Origin of the sequence: Cecembia calidifontis (assembly GCF_004216715.1) — a bacterium.
GTDB lineage: Bacteria > Bacteroidota > Bacteroidia > Cytophagales > Cyclobacteriaceae > Cecembia_A > Cecembia_A calidifontis.
This window is the reverse complement of sequence record NZ_SGXG01000001.1, coordinates 1,387,132-1,410,410: the sequence shown is the minus strand read 5'-3', so window position 1 is coordinate 1,410,410 and position 23,279 is coordinate 1,387,132. Positions and strand designations below refer to the sequence as shown.

The 23,279-nt window shown below is 41.5% G+C and carries 21 protein-coding genes; 9 read left to right on the top strand and 12 right to left on the bottom strand.

The window, feature by feature from the left end; all coding sequences use genetic code 11:
• Positions 1-16: 16 nt before the first annotated feature.
• Positions 17-196, bottom strand: coding sequence for a PLDc N-terminal domain-containing protein (locus BC751_RS06115; RefSeq protein ID WP_130274770.1), 180 nt, complete (start codon positions 194-196; stop codon positions 17-19).
• Between the two features lie 3 nt (positions 197-199).
• Complete coding sequence (locus BC751_RS06110; protein ID WP_130274769.1) at positions 200-427, bottom strand: PLDc N-terminal domain-containing protein; 228 nt, start codon at positions 425-427, stop codon at positions 200-202.
• 89 nt (positions 428-516) lie between these two features.
• On the opposite strand from BC751_RS06110, the gene BC751_RS06105 reads away from it, so the two are divergent.
• Together BC751_RS06105 and BC751_RS06100 are read left to right on the top strand one after the other, a co-directional pair.
• On the top strand, positions 517-3,075 hold the full coding sequence (locus BC751_RS06105; protein ID WP_130274768.1) for a M14 metallopeptidase family protein: 2,559 nt from the start codon (positions 517-519) through the stop codon (positions 3,073-3,075).
• Positions 3,076-3,095: 20 nt separating this feature from the next.
• Positions 3,096-5,345: a TonB-dependent receptor family protein gene (locus BC751_RS06100; RefSeq protein ID WP_130274767.1), complete on the top strand. Its 2,250-nt coding sequence runs from the start codon at positions 3,096-3,098 to the stop codon at positions 5,343-5,345.
• A 160-nt stretch (positions 5,346-5,505) separates the two neighbouring features.
• Here BC751_RS06100 and BC751_RS06095 read toward each other — a convergent pair whose 3' ends face one another.
• From BC751_RS06095 to BC751_RS21865, 6 genes are all read right to left on the bottom strand, one after another.
• A complete protein-coding gene (locus BC751_RS06095) occupies positions 5,506-6,090 on the bottom strand; it encodes a hypothetical protein (RefSeq protein ID WP_130274766.1) in 585 nt (194 codons plus the stop codon).
• A gap of 82 nt (positions 6,091-6,172) precedes the next feature.
• Positions 6,173-7,798: an InlB B-repeat-containing protein gene (locus tag BC751_RS06090; RefSeq protein WP_130274765.1), complete on the bottom strand. Its 1,626-nt coding sequence runs from the start codon at positions 7,796-7,798 to the stop codon at positions 6,173-6,175.
• A gap of 42 nt (positions 7,799-7,840) precedes the next feature.
• Positions 7,841-10,654, bottom strand: a complete 2,814-nt coding sequence (locus BC751_RS06085) for a TonB-dependent receptor (protein ID WP_130274764.1) — start codon at positions 10,652-10,654, stop codon at positions 7,841-7,843.
• Between the two features lie 194 nt (positions 10,655-10,848).
• Positions 10,849-11,820 (bottom strand): AAA family ATPase, encoded by a 972-nt coding sequence (locus BC751_RS06080; protein ID WP_130274763.1) that lies wholly within the window; start codon positions 11,818-11,820, stop codon positions 10,849-10,851.
• 170 nt (positions 11,821-11,990) lie between these two features.
• Positions 11,991-12,650 (bottom strand): pseudouridine synthase, encoded by a 660-nt coding sequence (locus BC751_RS06075; protein ID WP_130274762.1) that lies wholly within the window; start codon positions 12,648-12,650, stop codon positions 11,991-11,993.
• 123 nt (positions 12,651-12,773) lie between these two features.
• Positions 12,774-12,950 carry a hypothetical protein gene (locus BC751_RS21865; RefSeq protein ID WP_165389804.1) on the bottom strand — a complete coding sequence of 59 codons (177 nt, stop codon included), beginning with the start codon at positions 12,948-12,950 and terminating at the stop codon, positions 12,774-12,776.
• Positions 12,951-13,110: 160 nt separating this feature from the next.
• On the opposite strand from BC751_RS21865, the gene BC751_RS06070 reads away from it, so the two are divergent.
• Positions 13,111-14,244 (top strand): amidohydrolase, encoded by a 1,134-nt coding sequence (locus BC751_RS06070; RefSeq protein ID WP_130274761.1) that lies wholly within the window; start codon positions 13,111-13,113, stop codon positions 14,242-14,244.
• Positions 14,245-14,246: 2 nt separating this feature from the next.
• Here the strand turns inward: BC751_RS06070 and arsB are convergent, their stop codons facing one another.
• From arsB to BC751_RS06050, 4 genes are all read right to left on the bottom strand, one after another.
• Positions 14,247-15,275, bottom strand: coding sequence for an ACR3 family arsenite efflux transporter (arsB, locus tag BC751_RS06065; protein WP_130274760.1), 1,029 nt, complete (start codon positions 15,273-15,275; stop codon positions 14,247-14,249).
• Between the two features lie 145 nt (positions 15,276-15,420).
• Positions 15,421-16,032: a low molecular weight phosphatase family protein gene (locus BC751_RS06060; RefSeq protein WP_130274759.1), complete on the bottom strand. Its 612-nt coding sequence runs from the start codon at positions 16,030-16,032 to the stop codon at positions 15,421-15,423.
• 102 nt (positions 16,033-16,134) lie between these two features.
• Positions 16,135-16,677 carry a DUF6428 family protein gene (locus BC751_RS06055; RefSeq protein ID WP_130274758.1) on the bottom strand — a complete coding sequence of 181 codons (543 nt, stop codon included), beginning with the start codon at positions 16,675-16,677 and terminating at the stop codon, positions 16,135-16,137.
• 201 nt (positions 16,678-16,878) lie between these two features.
• A complete protein-coding gene (locus BC751_RS06050; protein ID WP_130274757.1) occupies positions 16,879-17,208 on the bottom strand; it encodes an ArsR/SmtB family transcription factor in 330 nt (109 codons plus the stop codon).
• Between the two features lie 366 nt (positions 17,209-17,574).
• Between BC751_RS06050 and BC751_RS06045 the strand changes: the two genes are divergently transcribed.
• From BC751_RS06045 to BC751_RS06020, 6 genes are all read left to right on the top strand, one after another.
• Entirely contained in the window at positions 17,575-18,771 is a 1,197-nt protein-coding gene (locus tag BC751_RS06045; RefSeq protein ID WP_130274756.1) for a GTP-binding protein, read from the top strand.
• A 498-nt stretch (positions 18,772-19,269) separates the two neighbouring features.
• Positions 19,270-19,644 (top strand): hypothetical protein, encoded by a 375-nt coding sequence (locus tag BC751_RS06040; RefSeq protein ID WP_242617386.1) that lies wholly within the window; start codon positions 19,270-19,272, stop codon positions 19,642-19,644.
• A gap of 197 nt (positions 19,645-19,841) precedes the next feature.
• A complete protein-coding gene (locus BC751_RS06035; RefSeq protein WP_130274755.1) occupies positions 19,842-20,219 on the top strand; it encodes a hypothetical protein in 378 nt (125 codons plus the stop codon).
• Positions 20,220-20,341: 122 nt separating this feature from the next.
• Entirely contained in the window at positions 20,342-21,184 is an 843-nt protein-coding gene (locus BC751_RS06030) for an MbnP family protein (protein WP_130274754.1), read from the top strand.
• A 1-nt stretch (position 21,185) separates the two neighbouring features.
• Positions 21,186-22,253 (top strand): cytochrome-c peroxidase, encoded by a 1,068-nt coding sequence (locus BC751_RS06025; protein WP_130274753.1) that lies wholly within the window; start codon positions 21,186-21,188, stop codon positions 22,251-22,253.
• Positions 22,246-23,208, top strand: a complete 963-nt coding sequence (locus tag BC751_RS06020; RefSeq protein WP_242617385.1) for a hypothetical protein — start codon at positions 22,246-22,248, stop codon at positions 23,206-23,208. Before BC751_RS06025 ends, BC751_RS06020 begins: the two co-directional genes overlap by 8 nt.
• The last annotated feature ends 71 nt before the right edge of the window (positions 23,209-23,279 follow it).

Here is a 23,279-nt window from a genome sequence, read left to right as displayed (position 1 = left end):
AATCCTATGAATAGAATTAGCTTCTAAGCGTAGTTTTCTTACCCATCAAAAACCATAGGATGGTTCCGAGAAGCGGAAGAAACAAAACCACCAGTACCCAGACCAATTTATCATTGGGTCCTCCAAATTTGCTGCTCACTACATCATAAACCGTATAGACGTAAATGGCCAGACCTATTATTCCTAATCCAAACATAGCTTAATTTTTAGTGTGTTTTTGGGAAAAAGTTTTCTGTTCCCCTGAAAGAATAAAATAAACGATTGGCCCAATGGGATTGGCAAAAATCAGCACCACAGCCCAAACCAACTTCATATTGGAATCCTTGAATTTTGATTTGATCAAATCCACTATTGCCCAAACCCAGATTATCGTATAAACTATACTCAGGACGACAATAAAAACAGCGAAATCAGAGTTGAAATCCATACCATCAATAATTATTGCCTTTCAAACGAATTTAACGTTTTTTTATTCAAATTATCATAAAATTGGCACTAAATCGAAATGACCTACCAATGAAAGCAATCCGTTTTGTTTTTGCCCTGATCCTGACTTTGGCCATTTTTCCGGTCAAGGCACAAAATTCCTTAAGCTATTACTTACCTGAAGGCTACACTTATAATCCCAAGGTCCCCACGCCAAAAGAAGTATTGGGTTTTGAAGTAGGTGATTGGCATGCCACCCATGACCAGGTTATCATGTACATGCAGGCCATAGCGGCATCCTCAGACCGGGTTAGTCTGGAAATAATAGGACGAACTTATGAAATGAGGCCTCAGATTGTCCTGACCATAACCTCCCCTTCAAACCATACCAAATTGGATCAGATCAAAGCGGAAAGGAAAAAACTCCGTGATCCTGGAGCCAGTGTAGATTTACAAAATATGCCCTTGGTCATGTGGGCAGGATATTCCGTACATGGAAATGAAGCCTCTGCGGTCAATGCGGCACTTTTATCAGCTTACCACTTTGCAGCAGCCAATGAAATTGAAGCAGAGCTGGAAAAAATCATCATCCTATTAGATCCGGCATTGAATCCGGATGGGGTCAACCGCTTTGCATCTTGGGTCAATTCCCACAAAAGCTATGTCATGAATGGAGATCCTAATAACAGGGAACTGAATGAGGCTTGGCCAAGAGGCAGGACCAACCATTATTGGTTTGACCTGAACAGGGACTGGCTACCTGCCCAACATCCTGAATCCCGGCACCGTGTGGCCAAATTCCAGGAATGGCTGCCCAATATCCATCTGGACCATCATGAAATGGGAACCAACAGTACCTTTTTCTTCCAGCCTGGCATTCCGGCAAGAAACCACCCGCTGACCCCCAAGAAAAACTTTGAATTGACCGAAAAAATCGGACAGTTTCATGCCAGGCATTTGGATAAAATAGGTTCACTTTATTATTCCCAGGAAAGTTTTGATGACTTCTATTATGGAAAGGGATCCACCTATCCGGATGTTCAGGGATCTATCGGGATTCTTTTTGAGCAGGGTTCTTCCAGAGGCCACTTGCAGGAAAGTATCTATGGCCCTTTGACTTTTGCTTTCACCATCCGCAATCAGTTTGTGACTACCCTTTCTTCTTTTGAAGCCGCCAAAGCCATGCGGGTAGAACTGAATACCTTTATGAGGGATTTTTACAGAGAAGTAAAATCCGAATACGACAGCGACACCAATAAGGCTTATATTTTTGGTGCTAAGGAAGATGCCGGAAGGACATTCCATCTGGCAGACATCATCCTTCAGCACGATATTGACCTGTTCAGCTTAAAAGAAGATATCACCGTAAATGGGGTAGAGTTCAAAAAAGAAAAGGCATTTATCGTTCCATTGAACCAACCCCAATACCGCCTGATCAAGTCCATGTTCGAAACCAGAACGACGTTCCAAGACAGCCTTTTCTACGATGTATCTGCCTGGACCATGCAAATGGCCTTCAATTTGGATTTCATGAACCTGAGCAGCAGAATACTCAATTTGGCATCCGTAGAACCTGTAGATAAAAAGCTCTCCCTTAGAGAGGGGAAAGTAATCGGTGAAAAAGGCGCCTACAGCTATATTTTTGGCTGGAGCGAATATTATGCACCAAAAGCAGCCTATTTCCTGATGGAAAAAGGTTACCTCGTAAGGGTCGCCCATGAAGAGATTACCCTACCTGGTGGGCCAAAAATGAAGCGGGGAAGTATCATTGTTAACAAAGGACTAAGCAAAGCTTCCGATGAAAAGTTCTTTGAGGACCTTCGGGTAGCAGCCAAAAATTCAGGGCTTGACATTCATGCGGTGACCACCGGTTATACCAAGGGGATCAATCTTGGCTCTCCCCAGATTGATGTTTTGAAAAAACCGGAAATTGCCATCTTGGTAGAAGGAGGAGTCAGCAGCGCTGAAGCTGGCGAAGCCTGGCATCTTTTGGATCAAAGGTTTGAAATGCCTGCTACCTTATTGCCGGTAGATAGGATTGCTGTGGTGGACCTGAACCGCTACAATGTGATCTACATGCCCAATGGAAATTACAATTCCCTGGGTAAAACAGCTGCGGACAAACTCAAAGCCTGGGTCAGTGCAGGAAATACCCTAATTGCAAGAGGATCTGCCTTGAACTGGCTCAACCAGCAAGAAGTTGCCAGCTTTAAGTTCAAGAATGAGCCGGAAAAAGACACGGCAGTACAACGATCTTATGCCGATTATGAAAATGCCACGGGTGCAAAAGTAACAGGAGGTGCAATTTTCAACACCAAGCTGGATATTACACATCCGATCGGCTATGGTTATGAAAAGTCTGAAATGTTCAGTTTCAGAAGCAGTAATCAGTTTTTACTACCATCCGAAAACCCTTATGCCAACCCAATGGTTTACACTTCAAGCCCACTGGCAAGTGGTTATGTTCACCCGAGTAACCTCAACCAACTGAAAGATACCGGGGCCATAAGGGTGTCATCCGTAGGCAGAGGAAGGGTCATCGGCATGGCGGACAATCCTAATTTCAGGGCATTCTGGTTTGGAACCAACAAATTGTTTATGAATGCCATATTCTTTGGTCAGACCATCAATCCTGGAACAGCTAGGTAACATATATTGAAAAACCCTATATGAAATCCCTAAGCGTAGGCATCGTCTCATTGGTACTAACCTTGTCTTTAGGCTTTGCTCAAAGCTCATTGACCTTTATTGATAAAAACACCGGAATGCCAATAGCTGGAGTTGTGGTAAAAATCCCATCCCAACAGAATCAGGTATCTGATGAAGAGGGACAGGTCAATATTCAGGTTTCAAAAAGTATATTCATTTCCTATTCTCATGTAGCCTACGAATCAGGGGGCGTTCAAATAGAAGAAAATGAAAACAGAACCATTTTCTTGGTCCCCATCACCCGTCCTTTGGGAGAAGTCCTGGTGACTGGCTTTGAATCCGAAAGGCCTCTTGTGCATCAGGCGGGAGCCATCAGTAAAGTCCTGGAATATGAATTGTACCGCTTCAATGAAAATTCAATTCTCAGCGCCTTCAATACCAAGCCCGGGGTAAGGATTGAACAGCGGGCTCCTGCCAGTTACCGGATCTCCATCAGGGGAAGTTCTTTACGCTCACCCTTTGGTGTAAGGAATGTCAAAGTATATTGGAATGATATTCCATTCACTTCTCCGGACGGAACAACAGCGATAAATATCCTGGACCTCAGCAATGTCCAAAACAGCGAAATCATCAAAGGGCCAGGAGGAAGTATCTATGGTGCAGGCAATGGGGGGGTGATCAGTTTTGAAAGCCGGAGGCAGGTCACTGAAAATTATTTTTCAATAGATTATGGTCTTGGAGATTTTGGATTGAATAGGTACAGGATAGGCATCGACCAACAAATAGGGAATGGTGGTGTAAGTGCTTCTTATGTGCATCAGCAATCCGATGGTTACCGGGAACACAGCGCCATGGACAGAAAGGTTTTCCAATTGGCCTTGCACAGCAATCCAAATGAGAATCAATCCCTGAGCACACAAATCCTCTATTCCGATCTCGATTACCAAATTCCGGGAGCCTTAAATGCAGCACAGGTTGAAGACAACAGAAGACAGGCCAGGCCAGGCTCTGTCGGCCAGAATAGCTCCATTAAACAAAAAACTTTATACGGAACCCTCAGCCATGAACTTAAATTCCATCAAAAGTGGAATAACAAAACTGCTTTATACCTGAACACAACTGAATTTGAAAACCCTTTTATTCTGGACTATAAGAGAGAAACCGCTTTTAGTTATGGCGGTAGGACAAAATTTACCTATGATGCTATCTGGGGAAAATTCCCTGTCAAAATTATTGCCGGTGGAGAGTATCAATATGGAAAGACTTTGGCCCAAAATTTTGGAAATCGTCAGGGCAAAGCCGATACCATCAGGTTCAGCGATGACCTGATCACCACACAGGCTTTTCTTTTCCAGCAATTTGAAATTGAGTGGACTTCCAAGCTTTTAATGACGCTTGGCTTTAGTGAAAACTTCTCCCGATATGATATAGACAGGCAAATTGATGCAGGTCCAGGAAATCCTACCTTCAATTCCAGAACATTTGATCCCATTATCATTCCCAGAGTGGCTATGGTATATAAACTGAATGACATTTCTGGAATACATGGCAGCATCAGTTCGGGATTCTCTCCACCTACCATAGCAGAGGTCAGAACAAACGAGGGCAGCATCAACCTGGATTTACAGGCAGAAAGAGGTACCAATTATGAGATAGGATACCGGGGAAGCTATGGAATTTTCAACCTTGACCTGACGGCTTTCTATTTCCAACTCAAAGAGACCATTACCTCATTCACCAATGACCAAGGAGTAGTGCTTTTCCGAAATGCAGGCGCCACCGATCAAAAGGGAATCGAAGCGCAAATAGACTATGCCATTTACCGCAACCAATTGAGCCAGGTTCAGGAAATCAAATTAAGCCATGGCTACACAGGCCATTTCTTTCAATTCTCGGAATATAGCTCCGGAGGGGCTGATTTTTCGGGCAACCAACTCACAGGAGTAGCCCCTAACACCTTGGTCAACTTATTGGACGTCCGTACCAAACCGGGGTTTTACCTGAATTTAACCCATCAATATGTGGATGAAATTCCTTTGAACGATGCCAATACCGTATTTCAGGAGGCCTATAACCTCATAGGGAGCAAGTTGGGTTGGAGAACCGTTTTGGGAGGAAGATGGGACTTTGAGGTGTATGGAGGTGTGGACAATTTGTTGGATGAGACTTACAGTTTAGGCAATGACCTCAATGCTTTCGCTGTAAGGTTTTACCAACCGGCCCCCGGAAGAAACTGGTACGGTGGAGCAAAGCTTGGATTCCGGTATTAAAAAAATAGGAATAAAGTCCCTTAACTTTATTCCTGAAGGTTTATCACCGTGAACAAAAAAATTGCTTAATCACCCAAGACAAATGTAATAGAAATAATAAAGCCAAAAAATACCCTGTACAGGGTATTTTTTGGCTCATATAGGTAATTTTATCTTGGAATTATATAATTTCTTCTAGATCAGGCTGATGGATACTGTTTATTTTCCATCTCCTCTCCTCCACATCGAAGTAAACTTTCGCATCAGGAAATTCAATATATTCTTCCTCTCCGGAATTTTGAGGATAGTACGGGCTCAGGTCTTCGCCCTTGACCATTTTATCAAAAAGCATCAAACCCTTTTCCAACATTTCAGGAATTTCGAATTTCCAAGTACGGAACACTTCTTCGTAAAATTCCAATTGACCATCAGAAGTTCTTTTCATTTTAACGCCTATGGCCACTTTTTTGACTTTCAATGAAGGAGCAATCCTACTTGCTAAAAAATATTCATAACCATCTTTTTTGTAATAGGCTTCCAAGGTGTAATCTAAGGCAAGCTTACTATAGTATTCATCATATACCGGGTCAAACTTTGTTTGGTGGGTCGCCTTTTTGGGAAGGTGGCCCATATACCGTATGCTTGTCAATAAAATTTGTTTTTGTTCTTTCTCATTTAGATATTTTCCTGGGTCATATTTACTACCGCCTTCACAAGAAATAAGTATCAACATTACCAGAAAAAAACCTTTAACGTATAGCTTCATTTTTTTTAACCTGCTTTTTTTGAAATAAAAAAGACTTGCCCAAAATCATAGATTAGGGCAAGTCTTACCATTATTTATTTAATTACCTAGAGGAATAATTCACGTTCAACGGGTTGAATTCAGCCCAAGTGTCAGTCCAATCTTCAGCACCAAAGGCACCGATGAATTGAACTGTTTTGTCGAAATGGTTGGTTCTAACCGCTTCAGCAAATTTAGCATTAGAGAAATCCGCTCCGCTTGCCAGCGTTCCATTGGCAAGAAGAGAAAAGTTTGGATTTCTTGGATAAGTAGCCAAAGTATATCTTGCAAAGAAATTGTCAGGATTCAGACCATAACCTCTGTAGAAGTTCTCCCAAGGCTCATCCGCAGCTGGAAGTCTTACTGTGGTATTGCTTGCTTCCCAAATGGACTGAACATCTGCTACCACTGCACCACCACCGGCAGCATAGTCTGCATTAGGATTGATCAGGATGTTGTTAGCCAAGACTCCTCTTCCCGCCTGATATTGTTGTGTAACAGATTGTGTATTAAATCTCAAGCCTACAGGGAAGCCAGTGAAGACAGAGTTGAAAATCGAAATGGCAGTTCTTCTTCTCAAATCAATTGAGTGGAAATTATTTCCAGAAATGGATCTACCTACTCTATCCCTAGGCCCATAAACAGTTACGTTAGAGAATGTACCTGTAGTATATGGCTGCACATCATTGTCATTAGGACCGTTGTCCGCCTCAAAAGCATTGGATTGGGACTGATCAGCAAAGAAAGGGTTTCTCACCACTAAGGCAAACTGAACGTTTCCAGAGTATCCAAAATCCACATCAAGATCATCATCCCATGTAGAGTGTGAGATCAAGTATTTATGGTTAACAGTTCCACCAAACCATTCGAAACCATCATCACCACCAAAAGATACCATAATATAGTCCATTTTTGTTCCTCGGCCTACACCTCCCATGGTGATAGAGTTGGTTTCGTTATTAGGCGTCAATTCAATTCCTGCATATTCAACCCTCAAATAAGTCATCTCCCCGGAGTTGTCATCGTCATCAGTACCACCGAACACTACCGGAGGATCAATGCCCTCAATATTTGGATCAACTTGGTTGGTTCTAGCTCTTCCCAAAATTACCAACCCACCCCAGTCACCTCTATCTCTCTCTCCAGGCGATTGAGCAGAGGTCATGATGATTGGTCTTTCTTTTGTTCCCCTGGCAATCAATCTTCCACCTCTGTTTACAACCAAGGTAGCTCTTGATCTCTTCTCGCCATAAATAACTGTACCTGGCTCAATGGTCAGAGTTACACCATTTGGAACAAACACCTGACCTTTAAGCAAATACTGTTTATCAGCTGTAAGGGTTCTGGTAGTCAAAGTTCCTTCTAATTCAACAATATTACTTACCTGTTCAAAAACCGCCACAACTGCTTTGTCTGCGTTCATTGTAACAGATACAGGGTTTGTTGTTCCTGTCACATCTCCTTCCCATCTTACAAACTGCCAACCAGCATTTGCGGTGGCGGTAATCTGTACATTGGCATTCTGTGCTTGTGGCCCAGTAGCCGGACTTACCGTTCCACCTTGGGCTGGCAATGCCACGGTAGATAAGGTATAAGTTACTGTCGGCTCAGTATCTTCGCCACAGGAAAACATGACGAATGCGACAGCCAATACAGTAGCCCATCTCATTAAGTTTTTCACTTGTTTCATAATTTTTGTTTTAAGTGTATTATAAAGTTTAGTTAGGTTTCATTATTTGATCCTGTAATTCAGGGACAAGCTGAAAAGGGATCCTCTTCTCCAGATATACATTGGGTCATCTATGTCTCTGGAAATCTTGGAATCAAAATTGGAGTCCTGATAGAATCTATACTGGTAATTGAAGAGATCCTGGATACCAAATTTCAGTGTAGTTCTTTCTTTGAAAGTCTTGCTTACAGTAAGATCCACGACATGTCTTTCCAATTCATAAATGGAAGGGAAATTGGTATTGCCTGCCACAAAAATCCTTGGACCCTGTACATTGTAGGCAATGCTGGCCTGGAAGTTGGAAACTGGATCAATGTAATACATAGCGGCATTGACCATGTAAGGAGACTGGCCTTGAAGGGCGCGTCTGTTGGCTTCAAAAGCCACATCCTCACCAAGGAAAACTTCAGACCATACTAGGGATGTGTTGACATTGAAAGATAAGTTCCTCAAAATTGGCGCTAAGGTTACCGTACTCAAAGCTTTCCTGGCTTCCAATTCGACCCCGTAGACCGTTGCATCTACAGCATTATTGTAGGTAAACTGAAGGTTTTCTGTTACGTTCAACTGAACCCTTTCAATAGGATCTTTGAAGAATTTGTAGAAAGCACCTATACTGAAGGTTTCACCTTCATTTGGATAGAATTCATACCTCAGGTCGATATTGTCTATCCTTGCCATCTGCAGGTTGGGATTTCCAAAGAAACCCGCGATGAACTCAAAGCTGTAATACAAGAAAGGTGCAAATTCCCTGAACTCCGGACGGTTAAGCGTTTTGCCGTAACCGGCCCTAAGCAATGACTTTTGGCTAAAATTATAATCGACATTCAAAGAGGGAAGGTAAGCCAATTCAACATTTTCCACATTGATAGGGCCTGCATCTGTGGCACTGTTCAAGTTTTGTACACTATATTCTGTTCTCAATCCACCGGAAAGGTTGAAGTCTCCTACTGGATAAACACCCCCAACATAACCTGCTGAAACAAAGGTTGAAGCATCATAACTGTCACTTGGCCTTGTTCCTTCCTGTACCAACCATCCGTCACCTTGTCTGTAATTCTCTGGAGCGAAAGCCTCATAAATCGGTTTTCTCAATAACTGCTCACCCCTTTCCTGATCATGGAATCCAGGGAAGAATGTAGTAATATACCTGGCTTCAAAATCTCTCCACTTATAGTCAACCAAATAACCGGCCCTTAAAATCCTTGGCCTGTCCTTTTCAACTCCTGCAAATTTTTTCTCGAAATTAAGTCCGTTGACAACAACTCTTTCTGTCATATAACCATAATACCTACCTAAATCCTGAGGGCTTGAACTTGGAGGGGCAATGATGACATATTGACCTTCTGTACCCTCAGTGCTGAACCTGGCTCTTAACCTTCTGAAATCCGGCTCTTCATGGTAAAGGTAATTGCCTCCCAATACCCAGTTCCATTTGGTTTTCTCATTGTTAAATAGGTGGGTTCCTTCTAATTGACCTGTATACAATCTTTTAGATTCATATCTAAAGGAATAATCCCTTGCACCTTCAGGCCTTTGAACAAAGTCCTTACCTGTTCTGAATACCGTCTCATTCATCCCTGACTGGTTGAATAGATTACGGAATTCGATTTTATTATCCGCATTGAGTCTCAACATCCAGTTGGACATAATACCTAATTCATTATCCTTGATGTAGGTATTGTCAAAATACTCATCTCTTTTTTCGGTGGGCCTTCCAGGTTCGGGGAAAAAGTACCTGCTCCTCTCAGCTAGGAAATATTGATAAGATTGGGAAAGCGAAGCGCTCGTGATGGTGGATAACCTTTTTCTTCCTAATCTCCAATTCTTACCGAAGGCAAGACCTATACTTCCGTCAGGCATAGCATTGGTGGAATCCATCCTGTAGTTATTGTCCAATAATTGACCTGCAGCTGCCCTGATAGGGTTTCCGGTACCTGAACCCACCAAATCTGAAGTACTTGGGAAATTACCGGGAAGCCCTCTGCTAGAGTCAAATCCCAACCAGTCAGTTTTAGATCCACGTGTCTGGCTGTATTGGTTAAATGTGGTGTTTTGCCTAAACCCTACACCCATTCCTATATTAATAAAGTCTTCATCAGGCGTGTTTTTGGTATAAACCTTGATCATACCACCTGCAAAATCACCAGGAACTTCAGGAGAAGCAGACTTGTAAATCATCATCCTGTCCAGATTTTCAGATGGAATCAGGTCGAAAGAAAAAGTTCTTTTGTCCACTTGGGTAGTCGGGGCGATTGAATTGTTGATCATCACCACATTGTAGCGGTCATCCACACCACGAACCCTTACAAATTTGTTGTCTACAATACTGACCCCGGACACACGCTTCATGACCTGTGCAGCATTGCCGTCCTGAGATAACCTGATCTGCTCAGAGGAAATACCACTGACGACCTGAAGGGATTTTCTGATTTCAGAAACGATAGCAATATTGGAACCGGTCTCTCTAGAGGCGACTACCACTACTTCTCCCAAGTCACCCAGGTCTTCTTCTAACACAATATTCAAAACTGTAGCTTTTTCAGCCACAACCTGAATGTCTTCAAACCTTAGCGTTTTGTAAGAAATAAAAGAAACAACAACCGTGTAAATTCCCGGCTCTACCCTGGTGATCTCAAAATCCCCATCAATTCCTGTGGCTACACCCATGGATGTGCCTTCTATAATAACATTTGCGCCTATAATGGTTTCTCCTGACTTCGAATCAGAAACCACTCCTCTGATAGAACCCGTTTGTGCATAAACCAGGTTTACCAAAATCATTGTTAAGGCAGTTAGCAATAATTTCAATTTCATAAGTGTTGACTTTGTACAGCTTTTTCGAACGCTACAAAGGTCGACAGCCAATGTTAATTGAGCGGGTAAGAAAAATTATGAATTCATTAACCTGTTGGTGTAAAAATGAATCAGCCATTACAATTTTTTAACATTGCAATGGCTGATGAAATGGGTTTGAGATAAAAAATTCAGGCAGTTAGCGCCAAACTCGTTTATTTCAATGTTACCGATTTGTTAATCGGAATTTTTTCCAATAATCTTCGAACAAGGTCTCTTGTGCTTACATTATCTGCTTCTGCCTCATAGTTGACGATAATCCGGTGGTTAAGCACATCTTCAGCTACGGCTTTGATATCCTCGGGAAGCACATAATCTCTGCCTTCCATGTAAGCAATTGCCCTGGAAGCAAGGTTCAGATTGATACTGGCTCTTGGAGAAACACCAAACTGAATGTATTTGGCTTCTTCTTTCAGTCCATATTTTTCAGGAAAGCGGGTTGCAAAAACCAGTTCAATGATATAGTTTTCCAAAGGTTCTGCAATCTTTACCTCATTGATGGCTGCACGGATTGCAAAAATATCCTCTTTAGAAAGTATTGCCTTTACATCCGATGTAAACTGCATATTGGCCATCCTTCTCATGACTTCCATTTCATCTTCTTTGGAAGGATAATCAATATGTACCTTCATCATAAACCTGTCCACCTGGGCTTCAGGAAGTGGATAGGTTCCTTCCTGGTCAACCGGGTTTTGGGTAGCCAAAACTAAGAAAGGCCTGTCCAACTGGAAAGTGGTCTCGCCAATGGTCACTTGTTTTTCTTGCATGGCCTCCAAAAGAGCAGACTGAACTTTGGCAGGAGAACGGTTCACCTCATCTGCCAAAATGATATTGGCGAAAATTGGCCCTTTTTTCACTTCAAATGTAGCCTCCTGTTGATTGTAAATCATGGTACCTATCAAATCTGAAGGCAATAAGTCCGGGGTAAACTGAATTCTCCTAAAATCCAAATGCAATACCTTAGCCAGGGTGTTGACAGTGAGCGTTTTTGCCAGACCCGGGACACCTTCCAAAAGGATATGACCATTGGTAAAAAGACCTACCAACAACCTGTTGATCATCCTGTCCTGGCCTACCACTACTTTTTTAACTTCCTCAATTACCTGTTGGATTTTCTCCTGATGCATCTATTCTCTTGTAATAAAGTTTCAAAATCAATTTACAAAGCTAGGGATACCTTACATCGGCAAACTTAAAAAGGCATGCCATGTACTGAAGCGGTCTAAAATTAGAACAAAATCCCCTATATGCCAATTACTCCCCCTCCTTCTTGATAAATGGTTAGAAATATTAACATTTATCGCCTTTTTCTGACAGAGGAACCTGTAAATGTTTTCTTCAGATTGTCTTTTTTGGTATTCTGGATTTTTCTTTCTGTGACATTCAATAAGCGATAGAGTTCTTCCTGCGTAAATTCCCTCACCTCTCCCGATTCAAAGCCTTCTATGGTGAGGTTTTCCATCGACCATCGAACCAAACGTAGGGTGGGAAAACCCACAGCAGCGGTCATCTTTCTCACTTGCCTGTTTTTACCCTCTATAAGGGTGAGTGAAATCCAGGAATCAGGAACAGACTTACGGAATCGGATAGGGGGATTCCTTTCGGGAAGCTCAGGAACTTCTTGTAAAAGCCTGGCAAAGGCTTTCTTGGTCCTGTACATTTTTCCGTCCACATTGATCTCCACTCCGGCTTCTAACTTACTGATGGCTTCCTCTGTAGGAACACCCTCTACCTGGGCAAAGTAAGTCCGCTTGTGGCCGAAATTTGGATGTAACAAGTAATTGTTCAGTGCTTTGTCATCTGTAATCAACAACAAACCCTCGCTGTCCTTGTCTAACCTTCCTACAGGATAAACCTCTTTGGGAAATTCTCCAAGTTCCTTTAGGGTATCCTTTTCCCCACTGAATTGGCTTAGCATACCAAATGGCTTGTAAATCACAAAATAGCGGAAAGACATAAAAGAGAATTTAGAATTTTAGCAAAGTAGAATCTGGACAAAGTTCTGAAAAAATAAATCAAAAGGCTCATGCTGTTTCAGATTTGTAAACAGCATGAGCCTTTTGATTTAGTTGGGTTTCAATTAACTTCCGCAACCGATACAATCAAAATGGCTGTCCATAGGCTTGATACCCTTCAATTGCATTTCCAAATTATGGATTCGGTCTCTGGCGTCCATGTCCTGAAACATGTCTCCTGTCAGGCTAGCCCTAAGCTTTTCAATTTCCTGTTCGATGGCTGTTTTTTGCTCTGCTGTCATTTTGAAATGGTTTAAATGGTAAGTGCCTTCAATATATAAAAGTTCGTCTAAATTTGTAAGTCTCCTGAAAAACAGGGAGAATAATTTTACCTTTATGTTTTCCAAGTGGCTCGGAAATTGTGGCTTTTAGAACATTGTTTTACCACTAATTTATTAAACCATGGATAAATCTTCATTTGCTAAGCTCAGTACATTCAGAAAACAACTGCACCAATATCCGGAACTTTCCGGCGAGGAAAAGGAAACAGCCAAAAGGGTGTTGGACTTTTTTAAAGATATCCCAGTAGACAAAACCATTCAGAATCTAGGAGGAACTGGCCTGGCTTTTGTTTTTGAGGGAAAGGAACCCGGCCCAACATCTTTGTTCCGATGCGAACTGGATGGATTACCCATCAAAGAGGAGAACAACATCCCCTATCTAAGCAATAATTCAGGCAAGTCACATGTCTGTGGACATGATGGCCATATGGCCATCATTTCAGGATTAGGCCTTAAACTGGCCGAAAAAAAACCAGCTAAAGGTAGGGTAGTGCTTTTGTTCCAGCCTGCAGAGGAAACAGGGGAAGGCGCTCAAGCCGTGATTAATGACAAGAAATACGAAACGATCAGGGCAGATTATGCTTTCGCCCTGCATAACTTACCCCGCTATGACATGCATCAGATTGTTATCAAAAAGGGGGCTTTTGCTTCAGCATCTGTCGGCATGATTGTAAAGTTAAAGGGTAGAAATTCTCACTCTGCCCATCCGGAGGCTGGCAATTCTCCTGCTCTTGCCATGTCCAAGATCATCGTGGCATTGGAAAGATTGCCGGATGCTATGAAAAAGTTCACCCTTGTGACCGTCATCCACGCCAAACTGGGAGAAATTAATTTTGGAACCACTCCCGGTGAAGCAACAGTGATGGCCACGCTTAGGGCTTATGAAAACGAAACCAGGGATCTTTTGGTCACTTATGCGGAAAAACTCTGTGGACAGATTGCCAAAGAATATGGATTGGAGGTTTCATTTGATTATACAGAAAAATTTGCAGCTACTCACAATGATCCCGAAGCTTGGGATTACGGAAATACAGCTGCCAAGAAATTGGGGCTCAAAACCAAACATGTGCGGGTTCCTTTCCGCTGGTCGGAAGATTTTGGGCTCTTTTCAAGCTCTACCAAAACCTTGCTTTTTGGACTGGGTTCGGGCAAAAAACAACCGCAGCTTCATGAACCCCATTTTGATTTCCCTGATGAGTTGATCCCAACAGGAGTGGATATGTTCTGGGAAATCATTGGGCAATTGCATCACTGAAACTAATACTTCCATTTATTGGCCAATGCTACCAAACTCAGCATTACCGGAACTTCCACCAAAACACCTACCACGGTCACCAAAGCTGCAGGACTTTCCAATCCAAACAAGGCTATGGCTACGGCCACTGCCAATTCAAAGAAATTACTGGCTCCTATCATGGAAGCAGGAGCGCATACCGCATGCCTAAGTTTCAGGTTTTTTCCCCCGAACCATGCCAAAAAGAAGATAAAATAGGTCTGGATAATCAAGGGAATAGCTATCAGCAGGATAATCAGTGGATTGTTGAGGATATTAGGCCCCTGGAAAGCAAACAATAAGACCAAAGTCAACAACAAAGCAATAATGCTCACTGGCTTGAATTGGGGAAGGAATTTGGATTTGAACCATTCTTCCCCGTATTTGGCTATTAGGCTTTTATTGGTAAGTACACCTGCCACCAAAGGAATCACTACAAAGATGATCACTGAAGCTACCAAAGTTTCGTAAGGAACTGTGATATTGGTAATCCCCAAAAGAAAACCCACTAAAGGAACAAAGGCCACCAAGATAATCAGGTCATTGACCGATACTTGCACCAAAGTATAGTTGGGATCCCCATCGGTTAGATAAGACCATACAAATACCATCGCTGTACAAGGTGCCACCCCCAAAAGAATCGCGCCAGCTATATATTCCCCTGCAAGTTCAGGTTCAATATAAGCGGAATAAAGTTGGTCAAAAAATACCCAAGCGAAAAACGCCATGGTAAATGGTTTGATCAACCAGTTGATAATGACGGTCCAAATCAGCCCCTTGGGAGCCTTCCCTACATTTTTGACAGATCCAAAATCAATCTGCAGCATCATCGGGTAAATCATCAACCAGATCAATATAGCTATAGGCAAATTGACATTGTAAATTTCCAAATCAGACAAAACAGAAATATCATCCCCAGCCAAATGACCGATTAGGATTCCAACACCAATACATAAGGCAACCCATAAGGTCAGGTATTTTTCGAAGAAGGCTATTTTTTTGGTTTCTGACATTGCTCTAAGTTTTATTGGCAACTGTTTTTATCTTTCATTTTATTTATCCAATCACTGATACTTATCGATATCAGCTCTGCTATATTAATTGATATTTGGTTTGGTCCAGAAACAATATCAATAAATATCCAATATCTACCAATATCTATTTTTTAATTTTCGAAAACACATACAACATCTCCGAAGCAATCTGCAAGGACCTGGTATCATACATCTCAACCTCTTTTTCTGTATCATCAAATGCTTTGGGGTCTTCATACCGGACAGGAATTCTGGCTTCCGCACCGGGAATAAAAGGGCAGTTTTCATCTGCATGGGAGCAGGTCATTACTGCTGCGAACCCTTTCGGAGCATTGGCAGGATCGTCATAGACTTTGCTGAAAGTAATAATAGGATCCTCATCATCTGAGAAGAAAACAAAGTATTTGGGATTTCCATTTCCTTCTTTGCTGACCTTGAATCCAAATCTTTTGATAGAGGCCACTGCTCGTTCATTGAAGGCAGTTACTTCCACTCCTCCAGAATAGGAGTTGATGGCTATGCCATAAAAGGCCGCAGCTACTTTTCCCCAGATTTGCGAAAACTGGCTTCTTCGGGAATTATGGGTACAGATAAAATTCAGGTTGATTTCCTGACCCTGATCGACTTTTTTTTGGACATAATCAATCAGGTGCTGAAGAACTTCTCTGCGTTCTTGAGGAATGGGAAGGGCCTGAGCCTTCTCAATGTAGGTTTGGAGGGTTGGGTATAGGTTCATTTCTTAAGAATCAAGAGGCAAGAATCAAGAGGCAAGACACAAGAAACGAGACGCTAGAGGCAAGAGTATGTCTAATCTCTAGCTTATCGTATCTCGCATCTCTTAACAGCAGCCCGATCCAGGTTCACAGCTATTCGCTGTTTGGAGGGAAGCCAGTGAAATTCTAAGTTTTGGTTTTTCGGTAACAGGTCTGCAGCAGGCTGCGGCTTTTTCTTCGGGAGTGGTGGCCCTGTCTTTGGCTTTGCAAGTTGTTTGATCTGGCGTGAGTTGTACGATCAGGGCATTACCGGTATCCTTGATGTTATGAACTGGAAGGACAGCTGTTGGAAACACAGAATTACCATATTCAAATTTGATATCAGCATCCGGATAGGTTTCCCTCACACGATTGACCACTTCAAAAATCTTCAAGGCCTTACTGGTATCCACGGTGTGATCAGGCTCAGGGACTTCATTTTCCCACAATTGCACATGCACTTCTGACCACTGATTGCGTATTCCACCACAATCTACTGTGTCGAAGTTCACATTTTTGATTTCGGTAATATGATAATCAGTTCTGACATATTGCCCGGACTGGTATTCGAAGAAAAGTGCCTTTTCAGGGTTTTCTTGAAGGTTTTTGATGAATTCGGTTGTTTTCATTTGTTTCTCGCTAAGGCGCAAAGGCGCTGTTTTTTTAGATTTTAGACGCTAGATATGAGATGCTAGACTCTGTTATTCTTTGATCAAGGCCATGAATGGCTGAGATTCGGTGAGGTCTTCTGTTTCAATTTTAAAGACCAAAACATCAAAATATCAAGTAAATAAATCTTGAATCTTGTGTCTTGCATCTTGAGTCTCTAACTAACAACATCCCGATATCTTCGGAAAGCCACTGAATAAGTCTTGAAATAAATTCTGCACTTCAGCCCATCGCACCGCATCAATGCAATAATTGACAGAAACCCCTTCTATGCTTCCTTTGATTAGTCCGATTTCCTTGAGTTCACGGAGGTGTTGGGAAATGGTGGCTTGAGCCAGTCCGAGTTCCTGTACCAAATCTCCATTGATACAGGAATTGGCCTGAATCAAATATTCAAGAATAGCTATGCGCGCAGGGTGGGCAAAGACTTTGGCAATTTTCGCTAGTTCGTTTTGACGGTCGGTGAAGAGATCTGTTTTGGTGACACCCATGTGGAGACGGTTAGAGATTAGAAGCGAGAATCTAGAGATTAGATTTTAGAGGCAAGAGGCAAGACAACCAACAATATCCCAGTATCTAAATATCATAATATCTGTTTCTAGCATATTTATATTTTAGTTGAATTGTATTTCGGTATAAGCATATTTCAATCATTAATACATCGCAATATTACGATATTTAAATCGTAGAAACCAAACCCATTGAATCATTTTTTTATTACCTGATTTCTTTTCATATTTGCAATAAAGTTGCAAATAATGTGGGTTTTGATCAGGATTAAACTAATTTAATTGACGAGTCTTCCACTAGCAGTTTTATTAACCAATCGAAATTCCACTTTTCTCACCAATCAAATCATGGAAAAGAAATTACCCGTAACTGTACTCAGTGGCTTTTTGGGAGCCGGAAAAACAACCTTGCTAAATCATATTCTTCATAACAAGGAGGGCCTCAAAGTGGCCGTGATTGTCAATGATATGAGTGAAGTCAATGTGGATGCTCAATTGGTGAGAAGTGAAAATACCCTTTCCAGAACGGAGGAAAAGTTGGTGGAAATGAGCAATGGTTGCATTTGCTGTACGCTCCGCGAAGATTTGATGCTGGAAGTAGAGCGTTTGGCCAAGGAAAATCGCTTTGATTACTTGTTGATAGAAAGTACGGGTATATCAGAACCTTTGCCTGTAGCTCAGACCTTTAGTTTCGTAGATGAAGAAAAGGGGATTGACCTCTCTAAATTCAGCCGTTTGGACACTTTAGTGACCGTGGTAGATGCCTTTAATTTTTACAAAGATTTTGGATCGGCTGATACCGTGTACTCCAAAATGCTCAACGATGATCCAGAAGATCAGCGATCCATCGTAAATCTATTGACAGATCAGATTGAGTTTGCCAATGTGATCATTATCAACAAAGCAGATTTGGTTTCTAAAGAAACCGTGGAGGAATTGGCTGCGATCATTCACAAGTTAAATCCAGGTGCAAAAATCATCAGCACTTCCAATAGTAAAGTAGATCCTAAAGAAATTCTCAATACCGGTTATTTTGATTTTGAGGAGGCTTCCAATTCTGCGGGTTGGCAAGAAGAACTCCAAAAAGACCATCATACGCCAGAAACGGAGGAGTATGGAATTTCTTCCTTTGTTTTCAGGAATAAAAAACCCTTTCATCCCCAGCGATTTTGGAAGTACATCTCAGAAAACTGGCCTGCTGGAGTCATCAGAAGTAAGGGACTTTTCTACATTGCTTCCAGAAAAGATCAGGCACTTTCCTGGTCCCAAGCAGGAGGTTCCTTGAAAGCAGAGCCTGTGGGTGTTTGGTGGGCCAGTATGCCTTTTAAAGAGCGTATGTATTATGCCTCATATATTGAAAATCAGGAGTACATTGAATCTAAATGGGATAAGATCTTCGGAGATCGAATGAACGAGCTTGTCTTGATCGGACAGGACTTGGATCAGGAACAGATTATCAAGGAACTAGAAGGATGTTTGCTCAACAATTTAGAACTGGCAGAGTATCTGAAAGGTAAAAAGTTTACGGATAATTGGCCGATTTAAGAAGTACTTTTTGATGTGCTCAATTCCAAATATAGTTAAGTATTAGTACTTAGTTTTGGACATATGTTTGTTGGAGACTTATTTATTTGCCCAGATAGGTAAGGAGGTTCTCCATTTAGCAGATTCACTTTCTAAGGGAACTTTGGGAAAAGAGGTCTGCACATAGTTTTGTCCAGACTCAAAGCAATCAGTACTGCCGAACAATTTCAATTTCAAACTGATACCACAACTAAGAATCTGCAGATTTGTCAATGCGCTGCCTGAAGATGAACAACCTTCAACAACCGACTTGGAACTGAAAAGAAAAGCGGGAGCAATATTGGAAACTTATAAACGGATCCGAAAGAGCAATTAGCCCTAGAAAGTAGCTATCCATTCCTTGAATTGTTGAAATTCATTCGGGAAAATTTAAGTGAGTGTAATTGTGTAAGAGAAAAGTCTTTTAAATTCCTCGAACCTGTTAACTAATTTTAATCTTTTTTTAGTACCTTTGAACCGATGTTAAAGAGCTTGATGTACATATTTATGGCAGCCTTGTTGGTACTGAACGCGATGGTATATTCCGTCATTCAGGGCTCCTATGTATTGAATAAAGCAGCTATCATCGAAAATTTCTGTGTCAACAAATCGCAGCCGGAACTCAAATGTGATGGGAAATGCTACTTAGCCCAGCAATTGAAAGCCGAAAAAGAAAAGCAGGACCAAAATAGCCAACATTCCTTTGCAATGGATTTTGGACAGTTTGTAGTTGCTGAGCAAATGTTGCTTTTGGAATTTGATCCTATCAATATTGAAGCTAGTTATTCTCAGCTTTATTTAGAGCTGACTCCAAGTATTTTTTCAGGTGATATTGTAACACCTCCCCGTATCTAATCTTAAGGCTGTATTACGCCTTGCCCATCGGCAGGTGGTTCTTTAGAATATGCCAATTTAATGGTATGAATGATTCATTCATTGCTGACCGCGTAAAACAGACTTTATTTCGAAACCTTTCCACCATTAGTTCTAAGGCTAAATTTCTTCAAAAATTAGCGTAATCAACAACTGATAAAAGTAATCGGGACATCTCCATGGTGCGTACCCTTTTCATTCTTTGCATGGCCTGGATGGTCATACTTAACAGTATGGTCTATTCGGTTATTTGTGTCAATTTTCAGCTGAACAGATCCTTTATTGTGGAAATGTTCTGTGAAAACAAAGACCTACCCATGTCTGAGTGCCAAGGAACTTGTTATCTTAACAAACAATTGGATCAAGCATCGCAAGAATCGGATAGTGACTGGATGAGTTTTAGAGCAGATTTTAATTTGTTTATATTTCCAGAAACCATTACAGAGATTGTGGCACTCATCGTCCAGCCACTAGTTTCCGAGTTGAATTGGCATATTGTTAAACCATATATTGCCGAAATTAGTACTTTAGAAAGGCCACCGGAAAACGATTTTTAATGTACCGAGGCTAGTTTTTATTAGCCTTATTGCATCAAGACTTCAACTGGTCTTGTCTTCAGTTTATTTTCTATAATTAAAGAGGCACTAATTAGATGCCTTACAAAAAACAATTGCCAAAAATGAAAAAGTTTAAATCATTACAATATATCATAAGTGCTCTTCTTCTGTCAGTTTCGTTATGGTCTTGTCAGGAATCAGAAAATCCTGATCTCAATGAAACAGGCGAAATGATTGTGAAATTTGATAATTATGTCGGCAACCGCCCATTGGTTCTTGATCCTCCCGGTAGCACCAATTACAGATACATGCTTCCAAATGGTCAGGAATTCAATATCACAAGGTTTGGCTATTACATCAGCCATATTAAATTGGAAGGTCCAAATGGTGAGGTCTTTGTTGACCCTATGTTGGCATCAGCTGCTGAAATCAAAGGTTACTACCGGGTTGATCAGTCAGACCCTAGTACTTTTGAAATTCACTTGAAAGATATCCCGGCGGGTCAATACAATAAAATATCCTTCAATCTTGGTGTAAAAGAAGATGGTATAGTCGAGGGAGCTGTTGCAGGTATACTTGACCGAGCGGCCGGTGGATGGTTTTGGAATTGGAATTCAGGTTTTATCCACTATATGTTTGAAGGTCATTCCCCAGCTTCTGAAAGAGTTCAGGGAGATCTTCGCAATAGAATTCGCCTACATCTAGGAGGTTGGAAAAATATTTCTCCAACTGATGGAACACCCCAGCGTTTCTTTGACAACAATGTAACAATCAGTCTGCCTTTTGATGCTACGGTTCGTGTCAATAAGGCCATGCGCCCTTCACCTCACATTCATATGGACTTATTGCAAGTGATAGGTCAAGCTGATTTTGCAATTGACAACAACATTCACACACCATCCGAAGGGCGTCCTTTTGTTCAGCGTCTTTCAGATGCTTTTGTTGTGGACCATACGCATCAATGAAATGATAGAAGTTAAGGATAAAAAAGGAGGTTGGATCTTATGGTCTACCTCCCTTTTCTTCATTTTGTTGATAATTGCTTGCTCTCAGGCACCAGAGGCTCCTGTTTTGGATAGGTATCAGTTTGAAAAACCAAGTCATTTTCCTGAACCCACATATACCTTTAGAAATAATCAAGTACATGAAAAAGGCTTCAAACTAGGGAGAAGATTGTTCAATGACCCTACGCTTTCGCGTGATGGATCGGTATCCTGTTCTTCTTGTCATTTACAGAGCCACGCATTTGCAGACACTTGGCTGCATCCTATGAGTATAGGAGTTGATGGAAGAGAAGGAAAGCGCAATGCTCCTCCTTTATTCAACCTAGCTTTTCATAAGGAGTTTTTTTGGGATGGAGGAGTGACTCATCTTGATTTTACCCCCATTCTCGCATTTGAGAATGAGGTAGAAATGGATATTGAGTTTCCTGAAGTCGTGGCTCGAATCCAAAGACATCCCGAATACCCAAGATTATTCAAGGAGGCATTTGATGTGGATGAAGTTACAGGACCATTTGTACTGCATGCTTTGAGTCAGTTTATGTTGATGATGGTGTCTGCTGATTCTAAGTACGACCGCTATATCAAAGGCGATTCTAAAGCACTCACATCCTTAGAGCTTGATGGGCTAAAGCTTTTCAGACAACATTGTGAAAGCTGCCATCAAGAGCCTTTGTTTACAGATTTAAATTATCGAAACAATGGCGCTCAGCGTACCATCACAGATTTTGGAAGAGAGATCGTAACTGAGCGTATTCAAGATCGGGGCAAGTTCAAAGTTCCTTCGCTTAGAAACATTGAAGTGACTAGCCCATATATGCACAATGCTCGATTTGAAACCTTGAGACAGGTTTTGGATCACTATACAGATGGAGTTACCGAACAAGTTACCATCGATCCGAAAGTATTTGCTGATGGGAAGCCGGTGATTGCTCTCACTTCAGACGAAAAAGAGAAAATCATAGCATTTCTAAAAACCTTGACTGACCCTGGGTTTCTTTCAAACCCTATATTCTTCAATACCAATGACTAAAACAATTAAAATAGCACTATTTCTGCTGACCTTTGGAATGATTCATGCACAAGCTCGAGCTTGTGATGCTTGCGGTTGTGCTTTGGGGGGCTTCAATTTTGGTGTGATTCCGCAAAATGAAGCACATTTTGTGGGTGTGCGTTATGCTATAGCCCAATTCTACGCTAACTCCAGACACGGTGGAGTATTGGAGTATTCTAATGATACCTATCAACGGTTAGATTTGATGGCTAGAGTTGCTATAAATGAAAAATTACAGCTTAACCTCGTACTTCCCTACAAGTACAATACCATGAATGGTAGCCACGAGTCAGAACAATTGAGTGGCCTTAGTGATCCTATGCTGATGCTTAACTATAAACTATTGGATCAGAAGGGGAATCCTATGGAAAAATGGCTCCACAATCTTTGGGTTGGAGTGGGTATAAAAGCGCCTTTGGCTGACTTTCAGTTTTCAAGAACAGAAAATTTGATCAATCCAAATTTTCAATTAGGAAGTGGATCCTGGGACTATTTGGCCATGCTCAACTATACCAGCATGCGTAACCGGTTTGGATTAAATGTGGAGGCTGTGTATAAATTCAATACGATCAATTCACAAGATTATCGCTTTGGTAATCAATATAATGCACAGGCAAATGTGTTTTACAAAGCATTCATCGGCGGAACACAGCTGTTCCCTTTGATAGGAGTGTACCATGAGTTTGGGGGCCAACATACCCATGAGGGTTTTTTACAGGCCAATAGCGGTGGAAGATTAAGTATGGCCCAAGTGGGGGTGCAAGCTCAATTTAAAACCTGGATGCTACATACTAACTACCAAGTGCCCATTAGTCAGGATTTCAACAGTGATACTCACGTGAGTATTCAAGCACAGAACAGGCTTTCACTGACTGTAGTGAAATTTATTGGGAAGAAGAAAGAGCAAAATGTTTTTTCTTTCCAACCAAACTAATGGACTATTCACAGCGATCATTCCTGACCTACGTTCCCAAGAAAAGGTAGTTGATGACTGTCTTTTCTTTT

Bases quoted from the DNA above. Each gene is read 5' to 3' on its own strand.
- BC751_RS06115 (WP_130274770.1), bottom strand. From the start codon at position 196: ATGTTTGGATTAGGAATAATAGGTCTGGCCATTTACGTCTATACGGTT.
- BC751_RS06110 (WP_130274769.1), bottom strand. From the start codon at position 427: ATGGATTTCAACTCTGATTTCGCTGTTTTTATTGTCGTCCTGAGTATA.
- BC751_RS06105 (WP_130274768.1), top strand. From the start codon at position 517: ATGAAAGCAATCCGTTTTGTTTTTGCCCTGATCCTGACTTTGGCCATT.
- BC751_RS06100 (WP_130274767.1), top strand. From the start codon at position 3,096: ATGAAATCCCTAAGCGTAGGCATCGTCTCATTGGTACTAACCTTGTCT.
- BC751_RS06095 (WP_130274766.1), bottom strand. From the start codon at position 6,090: ATGAAGCTATACGTTAAAGGTTTTTTTCTGGTAATGTTGATACTTATT.
- BC751_RS06090 (WP_130274765.1), bottom strand. From the start codon at position 7,798: ATGAAACAAGTGAAAAACTTAATGAGATGGGCTACTGTATTGGCTGTC.
- BC751_RS06085 (WP_130274764.1), bottom strand. From the start codon at position 10,654: ATGAAATTGAAATTATTGCTAACTGCCTTAACAATGATTTTGGTAAAC.
- BC751_RS06080 (WP_130274763.1), bottom strand. From the start codon at position 11,820: ATGCATCAGGAGAAAATCCAACAGGTAATTGAGGAAGTTAAAAAAGTA.
- BC751_RS06075 (WP_130274762.1), bottom strand. From the start codon at position 12,650: ATGTCTTTCCGCTATTTTGTGATTTACAAGCCATTTGGTATGCTAAGC.
- BC751_RS21865 (WP_165389804.1), bottom strand. From the start codon at position 12,950: ATGACAGCAGAGCAAAAAACAGCCATCGAACAGGAAATTGAAAAGCTT.
- BC751_RS06070 (WP_130274761.1), top strand. From the start codon at position 13,111: ATGGATAAATCTTCATTTGCTAAGCTCAGTACATTCAGAAAACAACTG.
- arsB (WP_130274760.1), bottom strand. From the start codon at position 15,275: ATGTCAGAAACCAAAAAAATAGCCTTCTTCGAAAAATACCTGACCTTA.
- BC751_RS06060 (WP_130274759.1), bottom strand. From the start codon at position 16,032: ATGAACCTATACCCAACCCTCCAAACCTACATTGAGAAGGCTCAGGCC.
- BC751_RS06055 (WP_130274758.1), bottom strand. From the start codon at position 16,677: ATGAAAACAACCGAATTCATCAAAAACCTTCAAGAAAACCCTGAAAAG.
- BC751_RS06050 (WP_130274757.1), bottom strand. From the start codon at position 17,208: ATGGGTGTCACCAAAACAGATCTCTTCACCGACCGTCAAAACGAACTA.
- BC751_RS06045 (WP_130274756.1), top strand. From the start codon at position 17,575: ATGGAAAAGAAATTACCCGTAACTGTACTCAGTGGCTTTTTGGGAGCC.
- BC751_RS06040 (WP_242617386.1), top strand. From the start codon at position 19,270: ATGTTAAAGAGCTTGATGTACATATTTATGGCAGCCTTGTTGGTACTG.
- BC751_RS06035 (WP_130274755.1), top strand. From the start codon at position 19,842: ATGGTGCGTACCCTTTTCATTCTTTGCATGGCCTGGATGGTCATACTT.
- BC751_RS06030 (WP_130274754.1), top strand. From the start codon at position 20,342: ATGAAAAAGTTTAAATCATTACAATATATCATAAGTGCTCTTCTTCTG.
- BC751_RS06025 (WP_130274753.1), top strand. From the start codon at position 21,186: ATGATAGAAGTTAAGGATAAAAAAGGAGGTTGGATCTTATGGTCTACC.
- BC751_RS06020 (WP_242617385.1), top strand. From the start codon at position 22,246: ATGACTAAAACAATTAAAATAGCACTATTTCTGCTGACCTTTGGAATG.